At 47.9% G+C, this 19,547-nt stretch carries 14 protein-coding genes; 12 read left to right on the forward strand and 2 right to left on the reverse strand.

Annotated features, from left to right (window positions below; all coding sequences use genetic code 11):
• Nucleotides 1–86 precede the first annotated feature (86 nt).
• Nucleotides 87–779 carry an aspartate/glutamate racemase family protein gene (locus ACI1P2_RS24675; protein ID WP_355324203.1) on the reverse strand — a complete coding sequence of 231 codons (693 nt, stop codon included), beginning with the start codon at nucleotides 777–779 and terminating at the stop codon, nucleotides 87–89.
• Between the two features lie 254 nt (nucleotides 780–1,033).
• Here ACI1P2_RS24675 and ACI1P2_RS24680 point away from each other — a divergent pair, with 254 nt between their 5' ends.
• The 12 genes from ACI1P2_RS24680 (at nucleotide 1,034) to ACI1P2_RS24735 (ending at nucleotide 18,967) form a co-directional block, all read left to right on the forward strand.
• Nucleotides 1,034–1,825: a Nif3-like dinuclear metal center hexameric protein gene (locus ACI1P2_RS24680; protein WP_355324206.1), complete on the forward strand. Its 792-nt coding sequence runs from the start codon at nucleotides 1,034–1,036 to the stop codon at nucleotides 1,823–1,825.
• A 716-nt stretch (nucleotides 1,826–2,541) separates the two neighbouring features.
• On the forward strand, nucleotides 2,542–4,830 hold the full coding sequence (locus tag ACI1P2_RS24685; protein ID WP_355324254.1) for an AraC family transcriptional regulator: 2,289 nt from the start codon (nucleotides 2,542–2,544) through the stop codon (nucleotides 4,828–4,830).
• Between the two features lie 245 nt (nucleotides 4,831–5,075).
• The gene (locus ACI1P2_RS24690) at nucleotides 5,076–6,626 is read left to right on the forward strand and encodes an extracellular solute-binding protein (protein ID WP_355324257.1); all 1,551 of its coding nucleotides are present in this window, start codon (nucleotides 5,076–5,078) and stop codon (nucleotides 6,624–6,626) included.
• 82 nt (nucleotides 6,627–6,708) lie between these two features.
• Nucleotides 6,709–7,617, forward strand: a complete 909-nt coding sequence (locus tag ACI1P2_RS24695; protein WP_355324208.1) for an ABC transporter permease — start codon at nucleotides 6,709–6,711, stop codon at nucleotides 7,615–7,617.
• Between the two features lie 13 nt (nucleotides 7,618–7,630).
• Nucleotides 7,631–8,509, forward strand: coding sequence for a carbohydrate ABC transporter permease (locus tag ACI1P2_RS24700; protein ID WP_355324211.1), 879 nt, complete (start codon nucleotides 7,631–7,633; stop codon nucleotides 8,507–8,509).
• A 35-nt stretch (nucleotides 8,510–8,544) separates the two neighbouring features.
• On the forward strand, nucleotides 8,545–10,890 hold the full coding sequence (locus ACI1P2_RS24705; protein ID WP_355324214.1) for a glycoside hydrolase family 2 TIM barrel-domain containing protein: 2,346 nt from the start codon (nucleotides 8,545–8,547) through the stop codon (nucleotides 10,888–10,890).
• A gap of 221 nt (nucleotides 10,891–11,111) precedes the next feature.
• Entirely contained in the window at nucleotides 11,112–12,263 is a 1,152-nt protein-coding gene (locus ACI1P2_RS24710; protein ID WP_355324217.1) for an iron-containing alcohol dehydrogenase, read from the forward strand.
• 664 nt (nucleotides 12,264–12,927) lie between these two features.
• Nucleotides 12,928–14,739 carry a sensor histidine kinase gene (locus tag ACI1P2_RS24715; RefSeq protein ID WP_355324220.1) on the forward strand — a complete coding sequence of 604 codons (1,812 nt, stop codon included), beginning with the start codon at nucleotides 12,928–12,930 and terminating at the stop codon, nucleotides 14,737–14,739.
• Nucleotides 14,714–15,760: a response regulator transcription factor gene (locus ACI1P2_RS24720; RefSeq protein WP_355324223.1), complete on the forward strand. Its 1,047-nt coding sequence runs from the start codon at nucleotides 14,714–14,716 to the stop codon at nucleotides 15,758–15,760. Before ACI1P2_RS24715 ends, ACI1P2_RS24720 begins: the two co-directional genes overlap by 26 nt.
• Before the next feature lie 108 nt (nucleotides 15,761–15,868).
• The gene (locus tag ACI1P2_RS24725) at nucleotides 15,869–17,161 is read left to right on the forward strand and encodes an extracellular solute-binding protein (RefSeq protein ID WP_355324226.1); all 1,293 of its coding nucleotides are present in this window, start codon (nucleotides 15,869–15,871) and stop codon (nucleotides 17,159–17,161) included.
• 124 nt (nucleotides 17,162–17,285) lie between these two features.
• The gene (locus ACI1P2_RS24730) at nucleotides 17,286–18,143 is read left to right on the forward strand and encodes a carbohydrate ABC transporter permease (RefSeq protein ID WP_408976337.1); all 858 of its coding nucleotides are present in this window, start codon (nucleotides 17,286–17,288) and stop codon (nucleotides 18,141–18,143) included.
• Nucleotides 18,140–18,967: a carbohydrate ABC transporter permease gene (locus ACI1P2_RS24735; protein WP_355324232.1), complete on the forward strand. Its 828-nt coding sequence runs from the start codon at nucleotides 18,140–18,142 to the stop codon at nucleotides 18,965–18,967. Before ACI1P2_RS24730 ends, ACI1P2_RS24735 begins: the two co-directional genes overlap by 4 nt.
• 124 nt (nucleotides 18,968–19,091) lie before the next feature.
• Here the strand turns inward: ACI1P2_RS24735 and ACI1P2_RS24740 are convergent, their stop codons facing one another.
• Nucleotides 19,092–19,436: a hypothetical protein gene (locus tag ACI1P2_RS24740; RefSeq protein WP_355324236.1), complete on the reverse strand. Its 345-nt coding sequence runs from the start codon at nucleotides 19,434–19,436 to the stop codon at nucleotides 19,092–19,094.
• Between the last annotated feature and the right edge of the window lie 111 nt (nucleotides 19,437–19,547).

The following is a 19,547-nucleotide window of genomic DNA, read 5'->3' on the forward strand; positions in this document are numbered from 1 at the left end:
ATTTAGTATATGTGTTAGGCTCATCTTGGTGAGGGCATAACGATAATTATAAAAAAATAATTTCCATTTTTAGCGAAATAAATACTTTATTTTTCTAAAGCGGTATTCACTGCCTCAATAGCATGGATCATTGTCGTATCAAATAATGGAACCTCTGAATCTTCAGGCTTAATCAATAAACCAATTTCTGTACAACCCAAAATGATTCCTTCAGCTCCATTATCAACTAAATTTCGAATTACTTTTTTATAATAATCTCTGGATGATTGTACAATCTGTCCAAAAGCCAACTCCTCATAAATGACTTTATTAACATGAATCCGCTCTTCTTCATTCGGTACCACTACCTTGATTCCGTTAGATTCTATTCGGGATATATAAAAATCTTGTTCCATCGTATACTTGGTACCAAGTAAACCAACGGTTTTTATGTTCGAGCTTTTAATTTGATTTGCTGTTGCATCAGCAATGTGCAAAACAGGTATTTTTATCTGTTCTTCAATATGATCAATAACCTTGTGCATTGTATTCGTACAGATAACTATAAATTCTGCGCCTGCTTTTTCTAAAGATGCAGCAGCTTCTCCTAAGATTGTACCCGCACTTTCCCAATTACCTTCAGATTGACAGCGTTCAATCTCGTCAAAATCCACACTATATAACAGACACTTTGCTGAATGAAATCCACCTAACCTGCCATTTACTTCTTCGTTAATGATTCGATAATATTCCAGCGTAGATTTCCAAGTCATTCCACCGATAAGTCCAATAGTTTTCATATGCCCTCCTGATTAGACATTCTTCACTTACTTGCTGCTAGTGGATATGGTTATTGACATGTGCAAATATGATTATATCATCATCCTACCCTGATCTAATTGAAAATCTTGAGAAGATAATAGCTGGTTCGGCCCGATTTGGATAAATCTTTGATCGATTTGGCAATGGTTGTTCCAGTGCGGCCGTGCTAGGATGGGCATAAAACGGAGGAGCTGCGGATTTCAAGACATTGAAGTAAAAAAGGGAGAGAACGATGTATACCATACAACAGATCATTAACGCATTGAAGGCAGGCATAGATGTTCCACTCCCAACCGTGGATCAGCTTCTTATGGGAAGTCCGGATACAGAAGCCAAAGGCGTAGTAACCGCTTTTTCGGCGTCCCGGTATGTAATCGATCAAGCCATCTACCTTGGCGCAAATTTAATCATTTCGCATGAGGGTGTATTTTATAACCATCAGGATGAAAGGGAGTGGCTGGGGGAAGACCCTGTATATCTGGAAAAAGCAAGACTGATCAAAGATTCCGGTATTTCTATTTTCCGCTTTCATGATTATGCGCACCGTTCCAAACCGGATGCAATCATGACAGGGCTGCTTAGAGAGCTTGGGTGGGAAAATTACGTCTCTGTCCATCATCCAGCCGCAGCTATACTTAATATCCCTCCCATGACACTTGCAGAAACAGCTGATTACCTGAAAAAGGCCTTACAAATATCTTATGTCCGTGTTGCTGGAGACCTGTCCATGCCCTGTACCTGGGTTGGCATTCTAGTTGGCTACAGAGGGTGCGGCCGACAGGCTATTCCGCTGTTTCAGCAGGAAGAGGTGGATCTGATCATCGCCGGTGAAGGACCGGAGTGGGAGACACCTGAGTATGTGAAGGACGCGGTGCAGCAGGGCAGAAGCAAAGCTTTGATCATGCTGGGTCATGCAGAAAGCGAGGCACCAGGTATGAAGTATGTGGCGGAACTACTGTCGGAACAGTTCCCCGGCCTGCCCGTCAGCTTTATCAGGGACCAGCCTGTATTCTATATTGTTTAACAATGGCTCTTTTCTAAATTCTAATAATAGAATAGAGCTATCCGGTAAATTTCTTGGCTAACGGTTGTAATAGTGTTTATTTGGCCGAAAAAATGAAGGTTTCTTTTCTAACGGTTGTAGGCGCGCTTATTTAGGCGAAACAGCCCCTTTACCTGTGAAAAACGGGAAATAGGCTCGCTGACAACCGTTAAATCTCGTTCCTCCCCGTTTTTAGCCAAATAGCGTAATTCACATCCGTTAGAGTTTTTACGCCTTTTATACGCACTTGCACCTATTCCACGGCCAAGCACTGATTTTGGTTTTAAGACAGGAATAAGCATGAAAAATCAAGAACAGGGGGAGATGTCCGCTCATGTTTTTGACTTTTTGTAACAGCCAAATCACAGTGTGATTTGGCGATTTCCTTGTTGTTTAGGCAGGCATATGCACGGAGTAGCGGAGAGAACGAAATGATTCCGGAAAAGCGGCAGCGGTCGCCTTTGTCACCGAATTTCATCCGCTAAAAAATATAATAAGAAATTTGGGGACAACAGCGATGGGAGGAATCATTCGTTCTCGGAGCGCCTCAGAACATACCAAAGAATGCCGCTGCACGCATGGAGAAATAGAGCTAATGGCAGCTTGTTCTTTGGGCAACTTTTCCTATAGTATAATTACGTACATATCGAGCGGAGATTGGCCGAAGCCAGGCAAGGGAGTGTAGGGGAGTGCAGAAGATGAAGCGGGAATGGTTCAGGTTTAGCAGAAGCGTAGCCTTCAAATGGATTATCTCTTATGCGGTGATCATGCTGATCCCGCTTTTTGTTAGCGCTATCATTTATGTGCAGACAAAGGATATCGTTGAGTATGAAATCCAGCGGGCGGGCAGCGCGATGCTGAAGCAGGTACAGTACATGATGGACAGTGAGGTCAATCAGGCCGAAAAGCTGGCCACGCAGTTATCGATTTACAATGAGGTCAACAGGTATCTGAATATATCCGCAAGCGAGGAAAAGAGCCATTCCTTTCAGATTTACCAAACACGCCAGGAGCTGGGCAAATATAGATCCAACAATGATTTTATCAAAGGGGTTTACATTTATTCGAGCAGCCTTGATAAAGTATTGACGGATGAAACGTATGCGGATAGCCGCACCTTTTATGACATCAACAGCCAAATGATCGGCATGCCGTATGAGGATTGGCTGGCTGATCTGCGGGGGGAACGCCTTAAACCTCAGGACCCGGTTCCAGTGATGACATTTGACCGCTGGGGAAGCAATGTTGTTTTAATGAAACCTTTAACCTATGTCAGGTCGACGGATTCCCTCAAGGGAATGCTGATGATTCAACTCAACGGCAGCAAAGTGCAAAGCATGCTTCAGAACGTGGATTGGGTGAACAGAGGCGATGTGTATATCCTGGACGGCAATAATAAAGTCCTGTTCCAGAATAACAATGATGCAAGGTTGGCGGCCTTTTCCAGCCCGGACGAAATTCAGCAAGAGGCTGAAAGCGGATTCCGCAACATGGAAAACACGGGGAGTATGGTCTCCCAGATCCGCTCAGATACGACAAACTGGAAATATGTAAGCGTTTTTCCTCCAGGCGTGTTTTGGGAAAAGGCGCGGGAAATCCGCAATATGAACCTGCTCGGTCTGCTGCTTTGTTTTATCGTCGGAGGTATTGTCATTTGGTATTTTGCGCGGAAAAATTACAATCCGGTGCGGGAACTGGTCAATGTGTTTTCTTTGTCCAAGGGCGAGCCAGCCCGGCGCGTATTGGACGAATTTGCTTTTATCCGCAAGCATGTGCTTTCGGCGATCCGGGAAAGGGATGATATGAGCAGCCGCCAGTTCAAGCAGATGCGTGCGCTGCAGAGCTATTATTTATCCCGCTTGCTCAAAGGCCAAGCCGAGGAGGGGCTGTCGCAGGAGGATGCGGTGAAGCTGCACCATTTTCAATGGGAATCCGAGGATTTTGCCGTGCTGCTCTTTTACATTCAAACCGAAGAAGAAGCCAATCCTTCACTGAGCCTGTCCCACTTTATTGTGTCCAACATTATCATGGATTTTGCCGGTCATGGTCACCGCTTGAGCTTTACGGAAGTGGATGGTCTGCTGGCGTGCGTGATGAATATATGTCCCGAGCGGGCGGATCAATGGAAAGAGGACATGGAGGAGGCGCTCGCCAAAACGACGGAGTTTATTGAGCGAAAGTACAGGCTGCATATTGTGATGGCCGGCAGCGAGCGGCATACGGGGATGAGCAATATTCATCAGGCCTATCTGCAGGCGCTGGAAGCGCAGGAGTACCGTCTGATTTTTCTGGAAAACATGTCTATCTGGTATGGAGATATTGAGCCGGAGGAATCCGGATATTACCTGTCTATCAGTGATGAGGCAGTGTTCATTAACTTGATCAAAACCGGAGATTTGGAAAAATCTGCAGCCATGCTGGACGAGATTCTCTCCCAGGTATTCAAGTCACAATCATCCATTGAGCTTATACGCTGTGTGATGGTGGATCTGGCAAGCTCCATTATGAAATCCATTCCGAAGGAGGCAAAACAATCCGCTTTATGGGAGGAATGGCGGCCGCTGAAGCGTCTGCTGGCCTGCACTACACGCGCGGAATTTCGGGATGAGCTGATGGAGCTTTTGGCTATGGCGTGCAGCAGAGTACAAGATAAATTGGCGATGCTGTCCAATCCCGGGATCGGCGAGCAAGTCACTGTTTTCGTGCAGGAGCATTATGACGATCTCAATCTCAGCGTCTCGATGATCGGAGCCCATTTTGGCATGACTCCGCAATATGTGTCCAGGCTATTCAAGGAACAGACCGGACAGGGCCTGCATGATTTTATCAGCCAGGTCAGAACGAATGAAGCGAAATCGCTGCTCCGCCAGGGAGCTACGATCGAAGAGATCGCAGCACGTGTCGGCTTTGCCAGCAGCAGCGCTTTTATCCGCGTGTTCAAGAAGTATGAGGGCATTACACCGGGACGATTCAAGAATCTACAATAAGTAAAAAGCATGGTCATTTTGCAAAAAGCGGGTCGGGCAATTATGATGCCTATCCTGCTTTTTTGTTGCAAGCGTACCTCGATAGCAGTTTTTCCTTTTTAGCAATCGATTTTGCATATTGAACATTGTTCCACAGATCAGCAGCGCTTACATTGGAGAAGCACACAGACAATGACATGGAAATGGAGGTCGTGATTTTGGCAAAACAAACCGGAAAGCTAACAAGGAAAAAGCTGATCATCTTTATGACAGGTCTGGCGCTCCTGACCGCTGGCTGCAGCGGTTCAAACGACAGTAATAATGAAAGCGCTTCTAACCCATCCGGCGGTAGTGCATCCACCGAGGAATTTTCTTATCCTGTGCCCGGAAGCCCGGAGCTAACCTTCATGAATGAAACGCTGGGGGGAACACCTGAACGACTGCCGATTGATGATGAGTATGAAAAACGTACAGGGATTAAAATCAAAAACCTGGGCGGAGCGCCCATGACAGACCAGAAGTTCAGCCTCATGCTGGCTTCGGGCGAGCTGCCGGATATTTTTCTGAACACCTGGCTGCAGTACCCGGGCGGTCCGGAAAAGGCAGTAGAGCAAGGCTACATTCTCAAGCTGAATGACCTGATTGACCAATATGCTCCCAATTTGAAAAGAACGCTGCAGGAGAACCCGGAGATTGACAAAATGATCAAAACGGATGACGGCACCTATTATGCCTTTCCGTTTATCCGTTCCGAGGCCGGACGAGTTTACGGCGGACCGATCATCCGCAAGGACTGGCTTGACGAGCTGAATCTGAAGATTCCGGAAACGATTGACGAATGGCACACGGTGCTGACTGCTTTCAAGGAAAAGAAGAATGCCGGAGCGGCTGTCACCTTCCGCACGATGTTTCTGGGGGAAAGAACGGGCGGTTTTGCCGGGGCATTTGGTGTGATGGGCAATTTTTATGTCAATAACGGTAAGGTCGTCTATGGCTACATGGAGCCAGGTTATAAGGAGTACCTGAGAACGATGGCTCAGTGGTATAAGGAAGGGCTGATTGACAAGGATTTCGCTTCCATTGACGCACCTACAGTAGATAAAAAGATGACCTCCGGCGACAGCGGAGCCACGATCGGATGGCAGTTTTACATTGAAAAATACAATGCAGCGGTACAAGAGACCGATCCGAAAGCCGATTTTGTGGCAGCTCCATACCCGGCTGCGGCCAAAGGGCAGCTTCCCGAATTCGGTCAGCTCGACAATGCATATGCGGGAACCAGCTCGGCCGCCATCTCCGCCACGACCCCAAATGTGGAAGCAGCCATGCGCTGGCTGGACTACGCCTATTCGGAAGAGGGCAGAATGCTCAATACGTTTGGACTTGAAGGCGTGACTTACAACATGAAGGACGGCAAGCCTGTATACACAGATCTGGTTGTGAACAACCCCGAGGGGCTTGGCAGCGACCAGGTCATGATGAAATATGCGCATGGCACCAACTTCCCGATGATTCAGCAGGATAACAATCTGCCGGCCAAATACAAGCAGACGGCCGAGGCACTGGATGTTTGGAGAAAAACCAATCACGAAAAACATCTGCTGCCGCCGGTTACGCCTACAGCCGAGGAAGCGGATGAAATGAGCAGCATCATGAACGATATCAACGCGCTGGTGAAGGAAGCGGAGCTCAAAATCATTTTGGGCACCGAGTCTGTAGACAATTACGATCGTTATGTGCAGCAAATGAAGGATATGGGAATTGAGCGGGCGCTTGAAATTCAGCAGGCTGCTTATGAGCGTTACCTGAAAAGATAATGCTTCTGGCGAAAGGGCCGCGCAGCAAGGAGGTATTGGCTGGCGGCTCCTTCGAGAGGATGCAAGAGAGGAGTGAAGTGAAATGCTCAGAGCTAAATTAGCAAGGGATCTGGTACGCAATAAATGGCTGTACCTGATGATCCTGCCTGTGCTCATTTATTATATTATGTTTCACTATGTGCCGATGTACGGGGCTGTGATCGCGTTTAAGCAATTTATTCCCGCCAAGGGCATTTTGGGCAGCGAATGGGTGGGATTCAAGCATTTTGAAGAGTTTTTCTCCAGCATCTACTTTTTCCGTGTCATTAAAAATACGGTTTTGCTCAGCCTTACGAACCTGCTGTTCGGGTTTCCGGCTCCCATCATTTTGGCGCTGCTGCTGAATGAAATGAAAAGCTCGGTCTTCCGCAGAATAACGCAGACCATTACGTATATGCCGCATTTTATTACACTTGTTGTCGTTGCGGGCATTATCCGTTATTTCACCCTGTCCGACGGACTGATTAACGATGTGATTGCTTTTTTCGGGGGTGAACGGACGGCTTTTCTGCAGCAGCCGGAGTCTTTCCGCCCCATTTATGTGATCAGTGAAATCTGGCAGCAGATCGGCTGGGGCACGATCATTTATCTGGCGGCTATATCCGGGATTGACCAGCAGCAGTACGAGGCGGCCAAAATTGACGGCGCCACCAAGCTGCAGCAGATTCGGCATATTACGTTTCCGGGCATCCTGCCAACGGTCATGATTATGCTGATTCTCGCGCTCGGGAACATTATGAATGTCGGGTTTGAGAAGATTATTCTGCTGTACAGCGCGAGCATTTACGAGACGGCGGATGTCATTTCCACCTATGTGTACCGCAAAGGCATCCTGGAGTTCAATTATGGCTACAGCGCCGCGGTCGGGCTGTTTAACTCCTTAATCAACTTCAGCATCCTGATCCTGGCGAACTATATAAGCAGACGTGCAAGTAAAAACAGTCTTTGGTAAGGAGTGAAAGCGTATGATCAAACCATCCATCGGCGAACGGATCTTTGATGTGGTTAATGTGACGATCATGGTCATTTTGATCATCCTGACCCTTTATCCGATGCTGTACATTCTGTTTTCCTCGTTAAGTGAAGGGAATCGCCTGATCTCCTTTAACGGGATTCTGCTCTGGCCGCAAGGATTTTCTCTGGATGGATACAAGGCCGTGCTGAGCAATCCGGTCATTTTGCAGGGCTTCAAAAATACGCTGTTCGTCCTCGTTGTAGGATTGATCATTAACATGACTTTAACCGCGCTCGGGGCTTATTTTCTGTCACGAGAAGGGGTCATGCTGCAGAAGCCGATCATGTTTTTTATCGTATTCACCATGTTTTTCAGTGGAGGACTCGTTCCTTTTTTCCTGATTGTTAAAGCCTACGGACTGCTGGATTCCTTATGGTCGCTCATTCTGCCTACGGCGGTCAGCACCTTCAATCTGATCATTATGCGCACCTACTTTCTGTCCATTCCGAAGGAGATGGAGGAGTCGGCCGTCCTGGACGGGGCGGGGCATTTCACCATTCTGTTCCGCATCTTTATTCCGCTGTCGATGCCGGTAGTCGCTGTCCTGATTTTGTACTATGGCGTAGGCCACTGGAACAGCTGGTTTAATGCCATGATTTTTTTACGGGATCAAAATCTGTTCCCGATCCAGCTGGTCGTAAGAAACATCATTCTGGAAAACGACAACGCAAACATGATTGGCACCACGACATTAATCCAGAGCCGGGATGTGGCGGAGACGTTAAAATATGCGGCAATCATCGTGACGACAGCGCCCATCCTGCTGCTGTACCCGTTCCTGCAGAAATATTTTGTAAAAGGTGTTATGGTGGGGGCTTTAAAAGGATAACTGCGGCTATTCTCATATCACTTGGAGGTTAAATGATGACGAGCAGAACGATATTGCCGTTTAATACGGACTGGAGATTTACGGAAGGCAACTATGCAGGCGCCGACAAAAAAGACTATGATGACAGCAAGTGGCGGCAGCTGAACGTTCCCCATGATTGGAGCATCGAGAAGCAATTTGATCCGCACATGGAATTTGGCGGTAATCATGCTTATTTGCCCCGCTGGACGGTGGGCTGGTATCGCAAGCATTTCCGTTTGGCGGCTAACGAGGCGGAGCAGCGGGTCTATATCCAGTTTGACGGGATTCACAATAACAGTGAGGTATGGATTAACGGTCATTTCCTGGGCAAGCGGCCTTACGGTTACGTAAGCTTTCAGTATGATCTGACCCCGTATATCCTGCGCGATGAGGAAAATGTCATTTCCGTCAAGGTCGATAATACCCCGATGCCGCCGGACCGCTGGTATTCCGGTTCAGGCATCTACCGCAACGTATGGCTGATCAGCACCAGCCAGGTTCATGTAACCGGATGGGGAACTTATATCACCACCCCCGAGATTACTGCCGATAAGGCAAAGGTAAACGCTGAAATTCAGGTGAAGAATCATGATAACAAGCAGGTTGAATGCACCATTGTGACTGAGATTGTGGATACGGCAGGAACTCTTCAGGGAAGGGTCGGGACTCAACAAGACTTGGCTGGAGGAGAGACGTTGAAGATCGTACAGGGAGCCGAGATACATAACCCCGAGTTATGGTCTCCGGAATCTCCAGCGATGTACGAGGCAAAGACAACAATCTATTGTGAAGGTGTGGAAGTAGATTGCTACCATACTCCATTTGGCATACGAGAAATTAAATTCGACGAACAGGAAGGTTTTTTTCTCAATGGAGTTCATATGAAGCTGAAAGGAGTATGCATACACCACGACCTGGGCTGTCTGGGAGCGGCCTATCATGATACGGCGATGCGAAGAAGGCTGGAGACGCTGAAGAAAATGGGCTGCAACGCGATCCGCTTCGCTCATAACCCGATGGCGCCGGAGCTGCTGGATCTTTGTGACCGGATGGGTTTTCTCGTCGTTGACGAGGCCTTTGATAAATGGAAATCGTTATCTTATGAGCATTTGTTCGAGGAATGGTGGCAGAAGGATCTGGAAGCGATGCTGCTGCGTGACCGCAATCATCCCTGCATCATTATGTGGAGCGTCGGCAATGAGGTGGAAAATCAAGGGCAGGCGGCTATGCTTGACATGCTGAAGATGCTCGTGGATTACTGCCATGAGATGGACCCGACCCGTCCGGTGACCTGCGCCCTGGAGCCTCATAATACACCGGTAAGCCTGCGCGATGGATCAATTGAAGGTAAAGTGCAGCATACGAAAGGGTTGGCCGAACGAATGGATGTGCTCGGCTTGAACTATCAAGAGCAGTGGTATGAGTATTACAGGGAAGCCATGCCGGACACCCTGATTCTCGGCACGGAGACCTTCCCGTTTTATCGCGGCAAGGACAATCGGGTGAAGGGTTATTTGCCGCTCAATCCGTGGTTGGATGTGCTCAAGCATAAGTATGTGATCGGTCAATTTGTATGGGCAGGGATTGATTATCTAGGGGAGGCCATTTATCCGTTAAAAGGGTGGCCATCCGGCCTGATTGATACGTGCGGCTTCCGCAAGCCAATCTCCTACCTGCAGCAGAGCTTCTGGTCGGAGGAGCCGATGGTTCACATTGCCGTCTTTGACGACACCGTCAAGCAAGAGCATAACCCACAGTGGACGATGCACTGGAAATCCCCGGTGCTGAAGGATCATTGGACGCTTCCGGATTATACAGGAAAAATGGCGCGGCTGGTGACTTTTACGAACTGCGAGCGCGTGGAGCTGTTTGTGAATGATGAATCATACGGAATCAGGGAGCTGAAGGACTATCCGGATAAAATGATCGTGTGGCACCTGCCGTATGCACCCGGCAAGCTTCGTGCTGTGGGTCGAAACAGGGGACAGCAAGTATGTGAGCATGAATTGACTACAGCAGGAGAGCCCAGTCAAATTGTGCTCAAGTCAGACAAGAGCGTGATGCCTGCTGACAACCATGAAATTGCTCATGTGGAGGTGACCGTTGCGGACCTTGAAGGGCTTCAGGCTCCCCAACGGGAATATGAGCTGCACTTCGAGCTCACCGGAGAAGGACGCATTCTTGGCGTAGACAACGGAGATCTTACAAGCGATGAGCCGTATAAAGGCAATCGAAGAAGCACACGGGGCGGCAAATGTTTGGTCATCGTGCAGGCAGGCGGGCAAACGGGGGAATTGATACTTCACGCCAAGGCAGAGGGGTTGCAGGACGGAGAGATACGGATCAGGATCAGAAATTAAAAATTGATATCTATGGCTGCCTGGCTTGTTGGCAGCTTATTTCTATTTGAGAGAGGACTAAACTAACGAAAACAATAAAAACAAAAATAAAATTTGATATTTAAGTCAAAAAATATTCACAAACAAATATAAAAGTAAATAAACAAACATAATTTGTGTTGATTTTGAAAATACGCAGGCTTAGGATGAAATTGGAATGACTTGCGGGGAGGTTTGACGAAATGAGTGCTCATGTTTATTATGTTCCATCTGTCAATCTTATTGGAAGGGGCTGTGCAAAGGAGGTAGTTCCCTATATCCGGGAGCTGAATTTACGAAAGGCACTTGTTGTTACCGACAAATTTTTAATGCAAAGCGGGATCGCCGGGAAACTGTTAACGGTTCTGAAAGAAGCGGGGATTGAGTATGAAGTTTTCGATGAGGTCAAACCCAATCCAACGTGCAAAAATGTTCATGACGGTGTCGAGTTTCTAAAAAAACATCATTGCGATTACTTGATTTCCATAGGGGGCGGCTCTCCACAGGACGCCGCAAAGGCCATTGGCATCATAGCTACAAATGGGGGCCACATTACTCAGTATGAAGGAGTCCATAAATCGCTAAAAAAAGCACTGCCCATTATAGCCGTGAATACCACTGCCGGAACGTCCAGTGAAGTGACTATCAACTATGTCATTACAGATGAAGAACGAAAAGTAAAGATGGTGATGGTCGACAAGAACAGCATTGCCGCCATTTCAGTCAGCGACCCTGAATTTATGGTCTACAAACCGGCCGATTTGACCGCAGCTACAGGAATGGACGCATTAACTCATGCGGTTGAAGCATTGGTCACTCCAGGCTCCTACCCCGTTACGGATGCAACTGCGCTCGCTGCCGTAGAGCTGATTTTTGCCAATCTTGCGAGAACTGTTAAAAACGGACAAGACATGGAGGCCAGAGAAAATATGGCCTATGCCGTATTTCTCGCGGGCCTGGCATTTAATAATGCAGGCCTTGGCTTTGTACACGCTATGGCGCATCAGTTGGGCGGTGTCTATGATTTGCCGCATGGAGTCTGTAATGCCATGCTGCTTCCTTATGTGGAGGAAGAGAACGCCAAGCATGTGCCCGGGAAATTCAAACCCATCGCCAAAGCCATCGGTCTCGAGGTTTCAGATAAAACGGACAAGGAATGTGCCGACTTTGTGGTCAGATCCATTAAAGAGCTATCCAAGGAGGTGGGCATTCCATCCACCCTTTCCGAGCTTGGCGTGAATGATGTGGATCTGCAGCTGCTGGCAGAGAATGCCTTGAAGGATGCTTGCGCACCGGGAAATCCCTTTATACCCACTAAGGAAGAAACCATTGCCCTTTTTAAAAAGATTCTTTAAGCCTGCTTTTAGCTCAAGCCGGAGTTAATCTGCAGGGAGAAATCATGGATTATTCAAAAGGTACAGATGTTTACCGTAAAGAAGCATTCTTAAAAGAGCGCTTCTTTACGGCCCCAAAAACAATGTTCCAATAAACATGTATATAGGAAAAAGAAAAAAGGACAAAAGATTGAGGATCAATAAAAGAGCATCTTTCTTCCTTCCAGTAGCCTTAAATAAATTCCCTGAACAGAATATACCTATTGGAGGCAATATCCAGGTCGATATAATCCCTTTTCCATGTAACCAATTTAATTGATATGCAGATAATAAGTCGAGAAGAAAAAGAGTCACAGCTGTCACCAAGGTAAAGACAGCCACCATACGAAATATGATGAACTTTTTCGAAATAATGATTCCTCCTTCTTAATTCTTCCTGCTTAAATCTCTTAAATATACGAAGTTGATATGAATAGGTCCCATATTCAACATACCAGTTATTTTATAATCGTATTCCAGATGAAAATCAGGTATAATACAGCCAAAAAGAAACGGCATCATGGGCAGTCACCATTATTGCAGGTCTTTCGGGCATCATTTATGAAAGCGCCTTCCTGATGCGGGGCGCATTTTTTGCGTTTATCGTTGAAAGGACAAACTGTAGGGGAAAGCAGGTGCATCTGCATTGTTAAAAGATTTTTCCCGGCGTTTTATCCATCCTGTGCAGCGAAGTATCCGCAGCAAGCTGATCATCACGATGGTGCTGCTCGCTATGCTGCCCATTATCGCCATCACGGCGCTGGCGGCCGAAAACAGCAGGACATCCATGGAATCTGAAGTTATCGATACCAATTTATCCAATATGAAATGGACTGGCATTTATTTGGGGGAACAATTTTCGCAGCTGAACAACCTGATTTATACGATTCAAGTCAGTCCGGGGCTGAGCGATTATTTAACAGACCGGGAGGAGGACAGCCTGTCGAGCCGCTTTGCCGAGCAGCGAAAAATTTTTGAAATCCTGAACAGCGTATATTACTCTGCAGGCAATCATGTGGTCGGGATCAGCTTGTATGTACATGAAACCAGCACACTGTTTACGATTAATTCCATGCAAAACGAGGTGCAGACGCGTTCTGCTGCTCCTGTGGTCTATGACGATCTAGCGCGCCAAAATAAGGATTTCATCGTTGACACCAGTGGTGATGATCCGGAAAAATTCAGGCTGATCCGCAGCATTAATCGCTTTGAGAACCAGGAAAAGCTTGGGGCCATCACCTTGGAGATCCGCTGGTCAGCCTTTAACCAGACGCTTGAACTGCTGGGCGGTATGGATAAGAAGGGGGTACTTATTGCCGGAAGTGACGGGAAGGAGATGTACGCTCCTTCGGGTGAAAGCGCTTTATCCAGTGTGGCTGCAGAACAACTTGCCGACCTGGGTCCGGGTCCGGGCTATTTCCGCACATCTCAGGAATATGTGTTTTATAATACCGTCGATCCGATCGGGCTGCGGCTGGTCAAGGTCATTCCGAAGCGGGATATTGACCAGAGCGCGATAAACACCATGACCTATGGCCTGCTTGTAGGTGCGGTCTCAGCAGCGTTGTCGGTGCTGCTTGCCGTTTTTGTCGCCTGGAGAACGGCCCGGCCTATCGTCAAACTAGCCAAATCGATGCGTGGTATCGATCTAATCGATGAGCGCAAGGAATTGCCCGCCCGCAGCGGAAGAACGGATGAGGTCGGCTTTCTGGAAAATAACCTGCACGAAATGGCTGTCCGCATTCGCAGTCATATTCAAAATGAATACAAAATCAATCTGGAAAAAAGAACGGCGGAGCTTAAAGCGCTGCAATCACAGATCAACCCCCATTTTCTGCAAAACACGCTGCAGCTTATCGGCGGTATGATCTATGCGCGCCAGCCGGCCGACAGCTATGAGATTATCCGCTCTTTAAGCGAAATGTTCCGTTACATTGTGCGCGAGCCGGATCATCTGGCTTCCCTGCAGGCGGAACTGAATCATCTGCAGCATTACATGCATATCCAGCAGAAGCGGTTCTCAGGCAGGCTTCATTATACGCTTGAGGTGGAAGATGAGGCGCTGCAGAGTGAGCTGCCAAAACTTTCTTTACAGCCGATAGTTGAAAATGCATTTGCGCACGGGCTGGAGTTCAGACAGGAGGATTGGAAGCTGGACGTCTCGGTCAAGCGCAGCGGCGGCGGGGTGCTGATTCGCATTAGGGATAACGGAGCCGGGATAGAGCCGGAGCGGCTCGCGGAGCTGCGCGGCATGCTGGCCGCCGGGACAGACGGCCTTTGGGCAAGAGGAAAGAGCATCGGGCTGATTAACGTTGCGGCCCGCATCCGCATGCATTTCGGTCCGATGTATGGAATCAGCATAAACAGCGAGCAGGGGAAAGGCACGGACATTTGCATCCGTATTCCATGGGAATCAGGAGGTTGGCAGATTGATGATCAAAGTGCTTTTGGTGGATGATGAACACTGGAACAGGGACATGATCCGAACGCTTGGGGAATGGGAGCGGCTTGAATTGCAAATCATTGGCGAAGCCGGAGACGGGATTGAGGCTGTACGGCTGACGGAAGCATTAAAGCCCGAAATTGTCATTACAGATATGCGCATGCCCGCAGCCGATGGTGTGGAACTGCTGCGGATATTAAACGACCGCTTTCCGGAGATCAAAGCGATTGTGATCAGCGGATATGACGACTTTAATTATGCCAAGCATGCGCTAAAATACCGGGCGGTCGATTATCTGCTCAAGCCGATTGATCCGCTGGAGCTAAATGCAACACTGCAAAAATGCAAAACAGAGCTGCAAAACAGCACAAATTCCGACCTGGAGCCGCTTGATTTTGAATTTTCGCAGCGCCTTTCCGGGTATAAGCAAAGGCTCCGTTCTCATTTCAATGAATTGAACAGGGAAGCCATAACTGTCGTATTCGGGCAGCTTCAACAGGACCTGCATGCAGACACAGGCAGACGCAAGCTGGGACGGGTGGTGCAGGAGCTGCTGCTTCATTTGCAAGAGCTGCTTACTGCCGTCATGCCGGGAGCGGAGCAGCAGGAGATCAAGGTGACGCCACAAATGTTATCATCTGCCGATACGGCAGTACATGAAGTGCAGCAATACTATGTGCAGGCGCTCGATATACTTGTTCAGCACCGTAAATTCAAAAACAAGCTGAATCTGGAGGAAGTCAGGCAGTATATGGAGCAGCATTTCAGCGAGCCGGTAACGCTGGAGTTTTTGGCCAAGGTGTTTTTTGTCAGCAAAGAATATCTCAGCAAGGTATTCAAGCAGGAGTATGGGCTGAACGTGACTGATTATATTTTGCAACTGCGGATGGAAAAGGCCAGGGAATGGATAACGGAGGACCAGCTTCCGATAAAAAATGTGTGCGAGATGGCCGGTTATGAGGATGTGTCCTATTTTTACCGTGTATTCAAGAAGTATTTCGGAATAGCACCGGGGGAAATGCGCAAACAGAGTTAAAGTTTAAAAATGTCCAATAAAAAGGTCTAAATCCGTCCAATGAAGCGCTTACAGCATTGATTTACAATGAAAGCGTAAACAAAAAGAACACTGAACATCAGGGAGGTCATGGATGTGAGGAAGATATGGAAAGGCTTGACGGGCTCTGTATTGACAGCTGTACTACTGGCAGGATGTGGCGCCAATGCGGGAACAAAGGAGGCTGAGGGCGGGTCCTCCGCAGGAAACAGCGCCACGCTCAAAATGTTCATCGCCCAGCCGAGACTGAAAGAACACTACGACAAGTACATTGAACAGTTTAAGGCGAAGATGAAAGCGGAGAAAAATATCGACGTGACGGTGCAGCTGGAAATGCCGCCGGCAGACAATGCGGCGCAGATCCTGAAGACCCGTCTCGCCTCCAATGATGCGCCGGACGTGTTCGCACTCCATGCGGTCAATGAGATTCCATCCTTCTACAAAGCCGGTTATCTGGAAGACCTGTCGAAGCAGCCGTTTGTGGATAAGCTGCTGGACAGCGTGAAGCCGTCCGTAACGACAACCGACGGGAAAATTGTAGCTGTTCCTCTCGAAACGCTCTCTTGGGGATACTTGTACAACAAGAAAATTTTTGCAGATCAGGGCATTACCCCGCCGACAACGCTGACCGAGATGAAAGCCGTAGTCGATAAGCTGAAGGCGGCCAATATAACGCCATTTGAAATATCCTATAAGGAATCCTGGATTCCGCAGCTATTCCTGCCACTTGCAGCCGGTGCCACAATCAACACGGGAGACAAGGATTTCATTGAACGGATGAATCAAGACCAAGGTTCCTTCAGCGAGATCAAGGATTCTCTCTTCGGCATGATGGATCTCGTAAACGGCAATGGCACGGACCGCGCCCTGGAAGTGGGCGGAGATGACGGAGCGGCCGCATTTGCCACCGGCAAAGCTGCCATGTGGGTGCAAGGCCCATGGTATGCGGAGACGATCCTTAAATCGAACCCGGATCTGGACTTCGGTGTGGCACCGCTCCCGGTCAATGACGACCCGAATGCCACGATGATCAACCTGAGCACATCGACTTCACTTGCCGTGTCCTCCTCCAGCAAGAACAAGGAGCTGGCGCTGGATTTCATTAACTATGTGCTGGATGACAAGGATTCAAGCGCATTTTATCAGGCATTGAAATTCAATCCGATTGCGAAAATTCACAATTATGAAAGCTATCCTTGGGTGAATGACGCCATGGAGTATGTAAAAGCAGGCAAGTCCTATCAGGACCCGAGCATTCCTCAGGCGGTTAAAGATGAAGCGGGTAAATCACTGCAGTCCTATTATGCCGGACAAATGTCCCAGGATGATGTGATTGCCGCTTTGGATAAAGCATGGAAATCGTACAACAAGGTGAACAAGTAAAAGTGCCAAGTGAAACTTGATGCAGCCATACCTGGAGTGGGGAAGAGAGCGCTCTTCCCGCTCCTTTTCCCAAAGCTCAAGGAGAGGAGGAGCCACTGTGTATAACGGGGTATACAAAAAGTACATGTCACTGCTGCTGTTCACGGCCCCGGCGTTTATTCTCTATGCGATCTTCCTGCTCATTCCGACGATCGGCGGCATGTACTACAGCTTCACGGATTGGAACGGGTTGAACCAGAATTACGATTTCATCGGCTTGGCCAACTTTACGGAGGCGCTTCGGGAAGACCCGGATTTTATGAATTCATTGTGGTTCACGCTGAAATATGTGCTGTTCATGATCGTTTTGCAAAATGGAATCGCTCTGCTGCTGGCGGTGCTGATCGAGTCCCGTACGAAGAGCAAAGGGTTTTTCCGGACGATCTTCTTCATGCCTAACATGATCAGCACCATTATCAGCGCATTTATGTGGACGTTTGTATTTTCCCAGGTGCTGCCGCAGTTGGCCGAGCGGTTCGCTATCACCTTTCTGAACCAGTCCTGGCTGGGTGATCCGCAGTATTCCTTTTACTCCATTCTGACCGTGTCACTCTGGAATGGGGTGGGCTACATGATGATCATCTATCTGGCCGCTCTGCAGGGAGTTCCGCAAAGTCTGAAGGAAGCCGCGATTATTGATGGGGCCAGTCCGTTCCAGACATTGCGCAGTGTGGTGCTGCCGATGATTACACACGCGGTCACGATCTGTTTTTTCCTGACATTGAACGGTGCCTTCAAGGTATTCGAAGTCGTGTACGGATTGACAGGCGGAGGACCAGGCCGGGCCACACAGGTGATTACGATGAACATTTACGAGGAAGCGTTCTCCAATAACTTCCGCTACGGATATGCGAGCGCGAAATCTGTCATCTTGTTCGTCATCGTCCTCATTTTCACCCTGATCCAGATCACGGTTATGAAGAAAAGGGAGGTGGAGGCATGAGAAAACACACAGCCAGCTCCCTGCTGATAAGATTATTCCTGATCGTCGGAGCTGTCATTGCCTGCTTTCCAATCTATATGGCGGTCGTCAATTCGTTCAAAACCCAGGGTGAGATGTTTGCATCCTTTATATCACTGCCGACAACACTGCATTGGGAAAACTACAGCGATGCTTTTGTTAAAATCAATCTGCTGGGCAGTACACTGAACTCCGCGACGATATCCATCATCGGCATTGCTGGTATTATTCTGACCGCCTCATTGGCAGGGTACAAATTATCCCGTACACGGGGCAGATTAAGCGGCGCGATTTTCTTCCTGTTCGTCGCTTCCATGCTGGTGCCGTTCCATTCCATCATGATCCCGCTTACGAGAATGGCTAAAGCGATGCATGTACAGGGTACCACCTATGGTCTCGCATTGATCTATATCGGGCTTGGAGTAAACATGGCCATCTTCCTCTATCACGGCTTTGTCAAATCCATCCCACGGGAGTTGGAAGAGTCTGCACAGATCGACGGCTGCAACGAATTTCAGACATTTTTCCGGATCATTTTCCCGCTGCTGCTGCCGATCACGGTAACCATTGCGATTTTGGATTTCCTGTGGATCTGGAACGATTTCCTGCTGCCGCTGCTGATGCTGACGGACGTGAATACCTATACGCTGATCCTGTCAACGAACATGCTGTTCGGGGAGTATAACAAAGATTGGCCCTTGATTCTGTCCTCGCTGGTGCTGACGGCGATCCCGGTTGTTATTATTTACGGATTCTTTCAGAAATTTATCATGGAAGGCATCGCGGAAGGTGCGGTTAAGGGCTAAACGTGGCGCTTTAGATAGAATATGAGCATCTTACTTGGGGAATCGTCGGGATGACGATTCTTCTTTTTTGTTACCTGGATGATGAGGGAGAGTTTGATTCTATAAGTTGCGGAGAAAAATCGCTTTATTTAATCATAACGAAAACTAGTGCGATTATAGGGAACAATAGAAATAAACCGTAAACTACTCCATAAATTGCAATCTGTGCATTAATCGCATCAAAATAATATAAAAGCCCGAGTAATGAAGTATATGCTAGTGAGGCGGCATAGGAATAATGCCCGATAGTTGAAATATTAGCATGATATGTTGAACTTTTTTTGGAAAAATATAATAGCACCTCAGAGATAAAGGATGTAATAAAAAGGTATCCTAGAAAGGTGAAGCCTGCAAAATAAATAAAAAACATACCCAGAACTGCTTCTAAAACCATCTTAAAGATTGGAAAACCATCACTTTTACCTAACATTTTTCCCCTCCTTCAATGGAAAACCATTTTTGTGGGTAGCGTCAAGAAGTTTGTGTATGGAAGATGTAGGGGTATTCAGTGGGACACTGAATACCGAGATTTTGTAATGTT

It is taken from the genome of Paenibacillus jiangxiensis (assembly GCF_046098255.1).
In the GTDB taxonomy this organism is placed as follows: Bacteria; Bacillota; Bacilli; order Paenibacillales; family Paenibacillaceae; genus Paenibacillus; species Paenibacillus jiagnxiensis.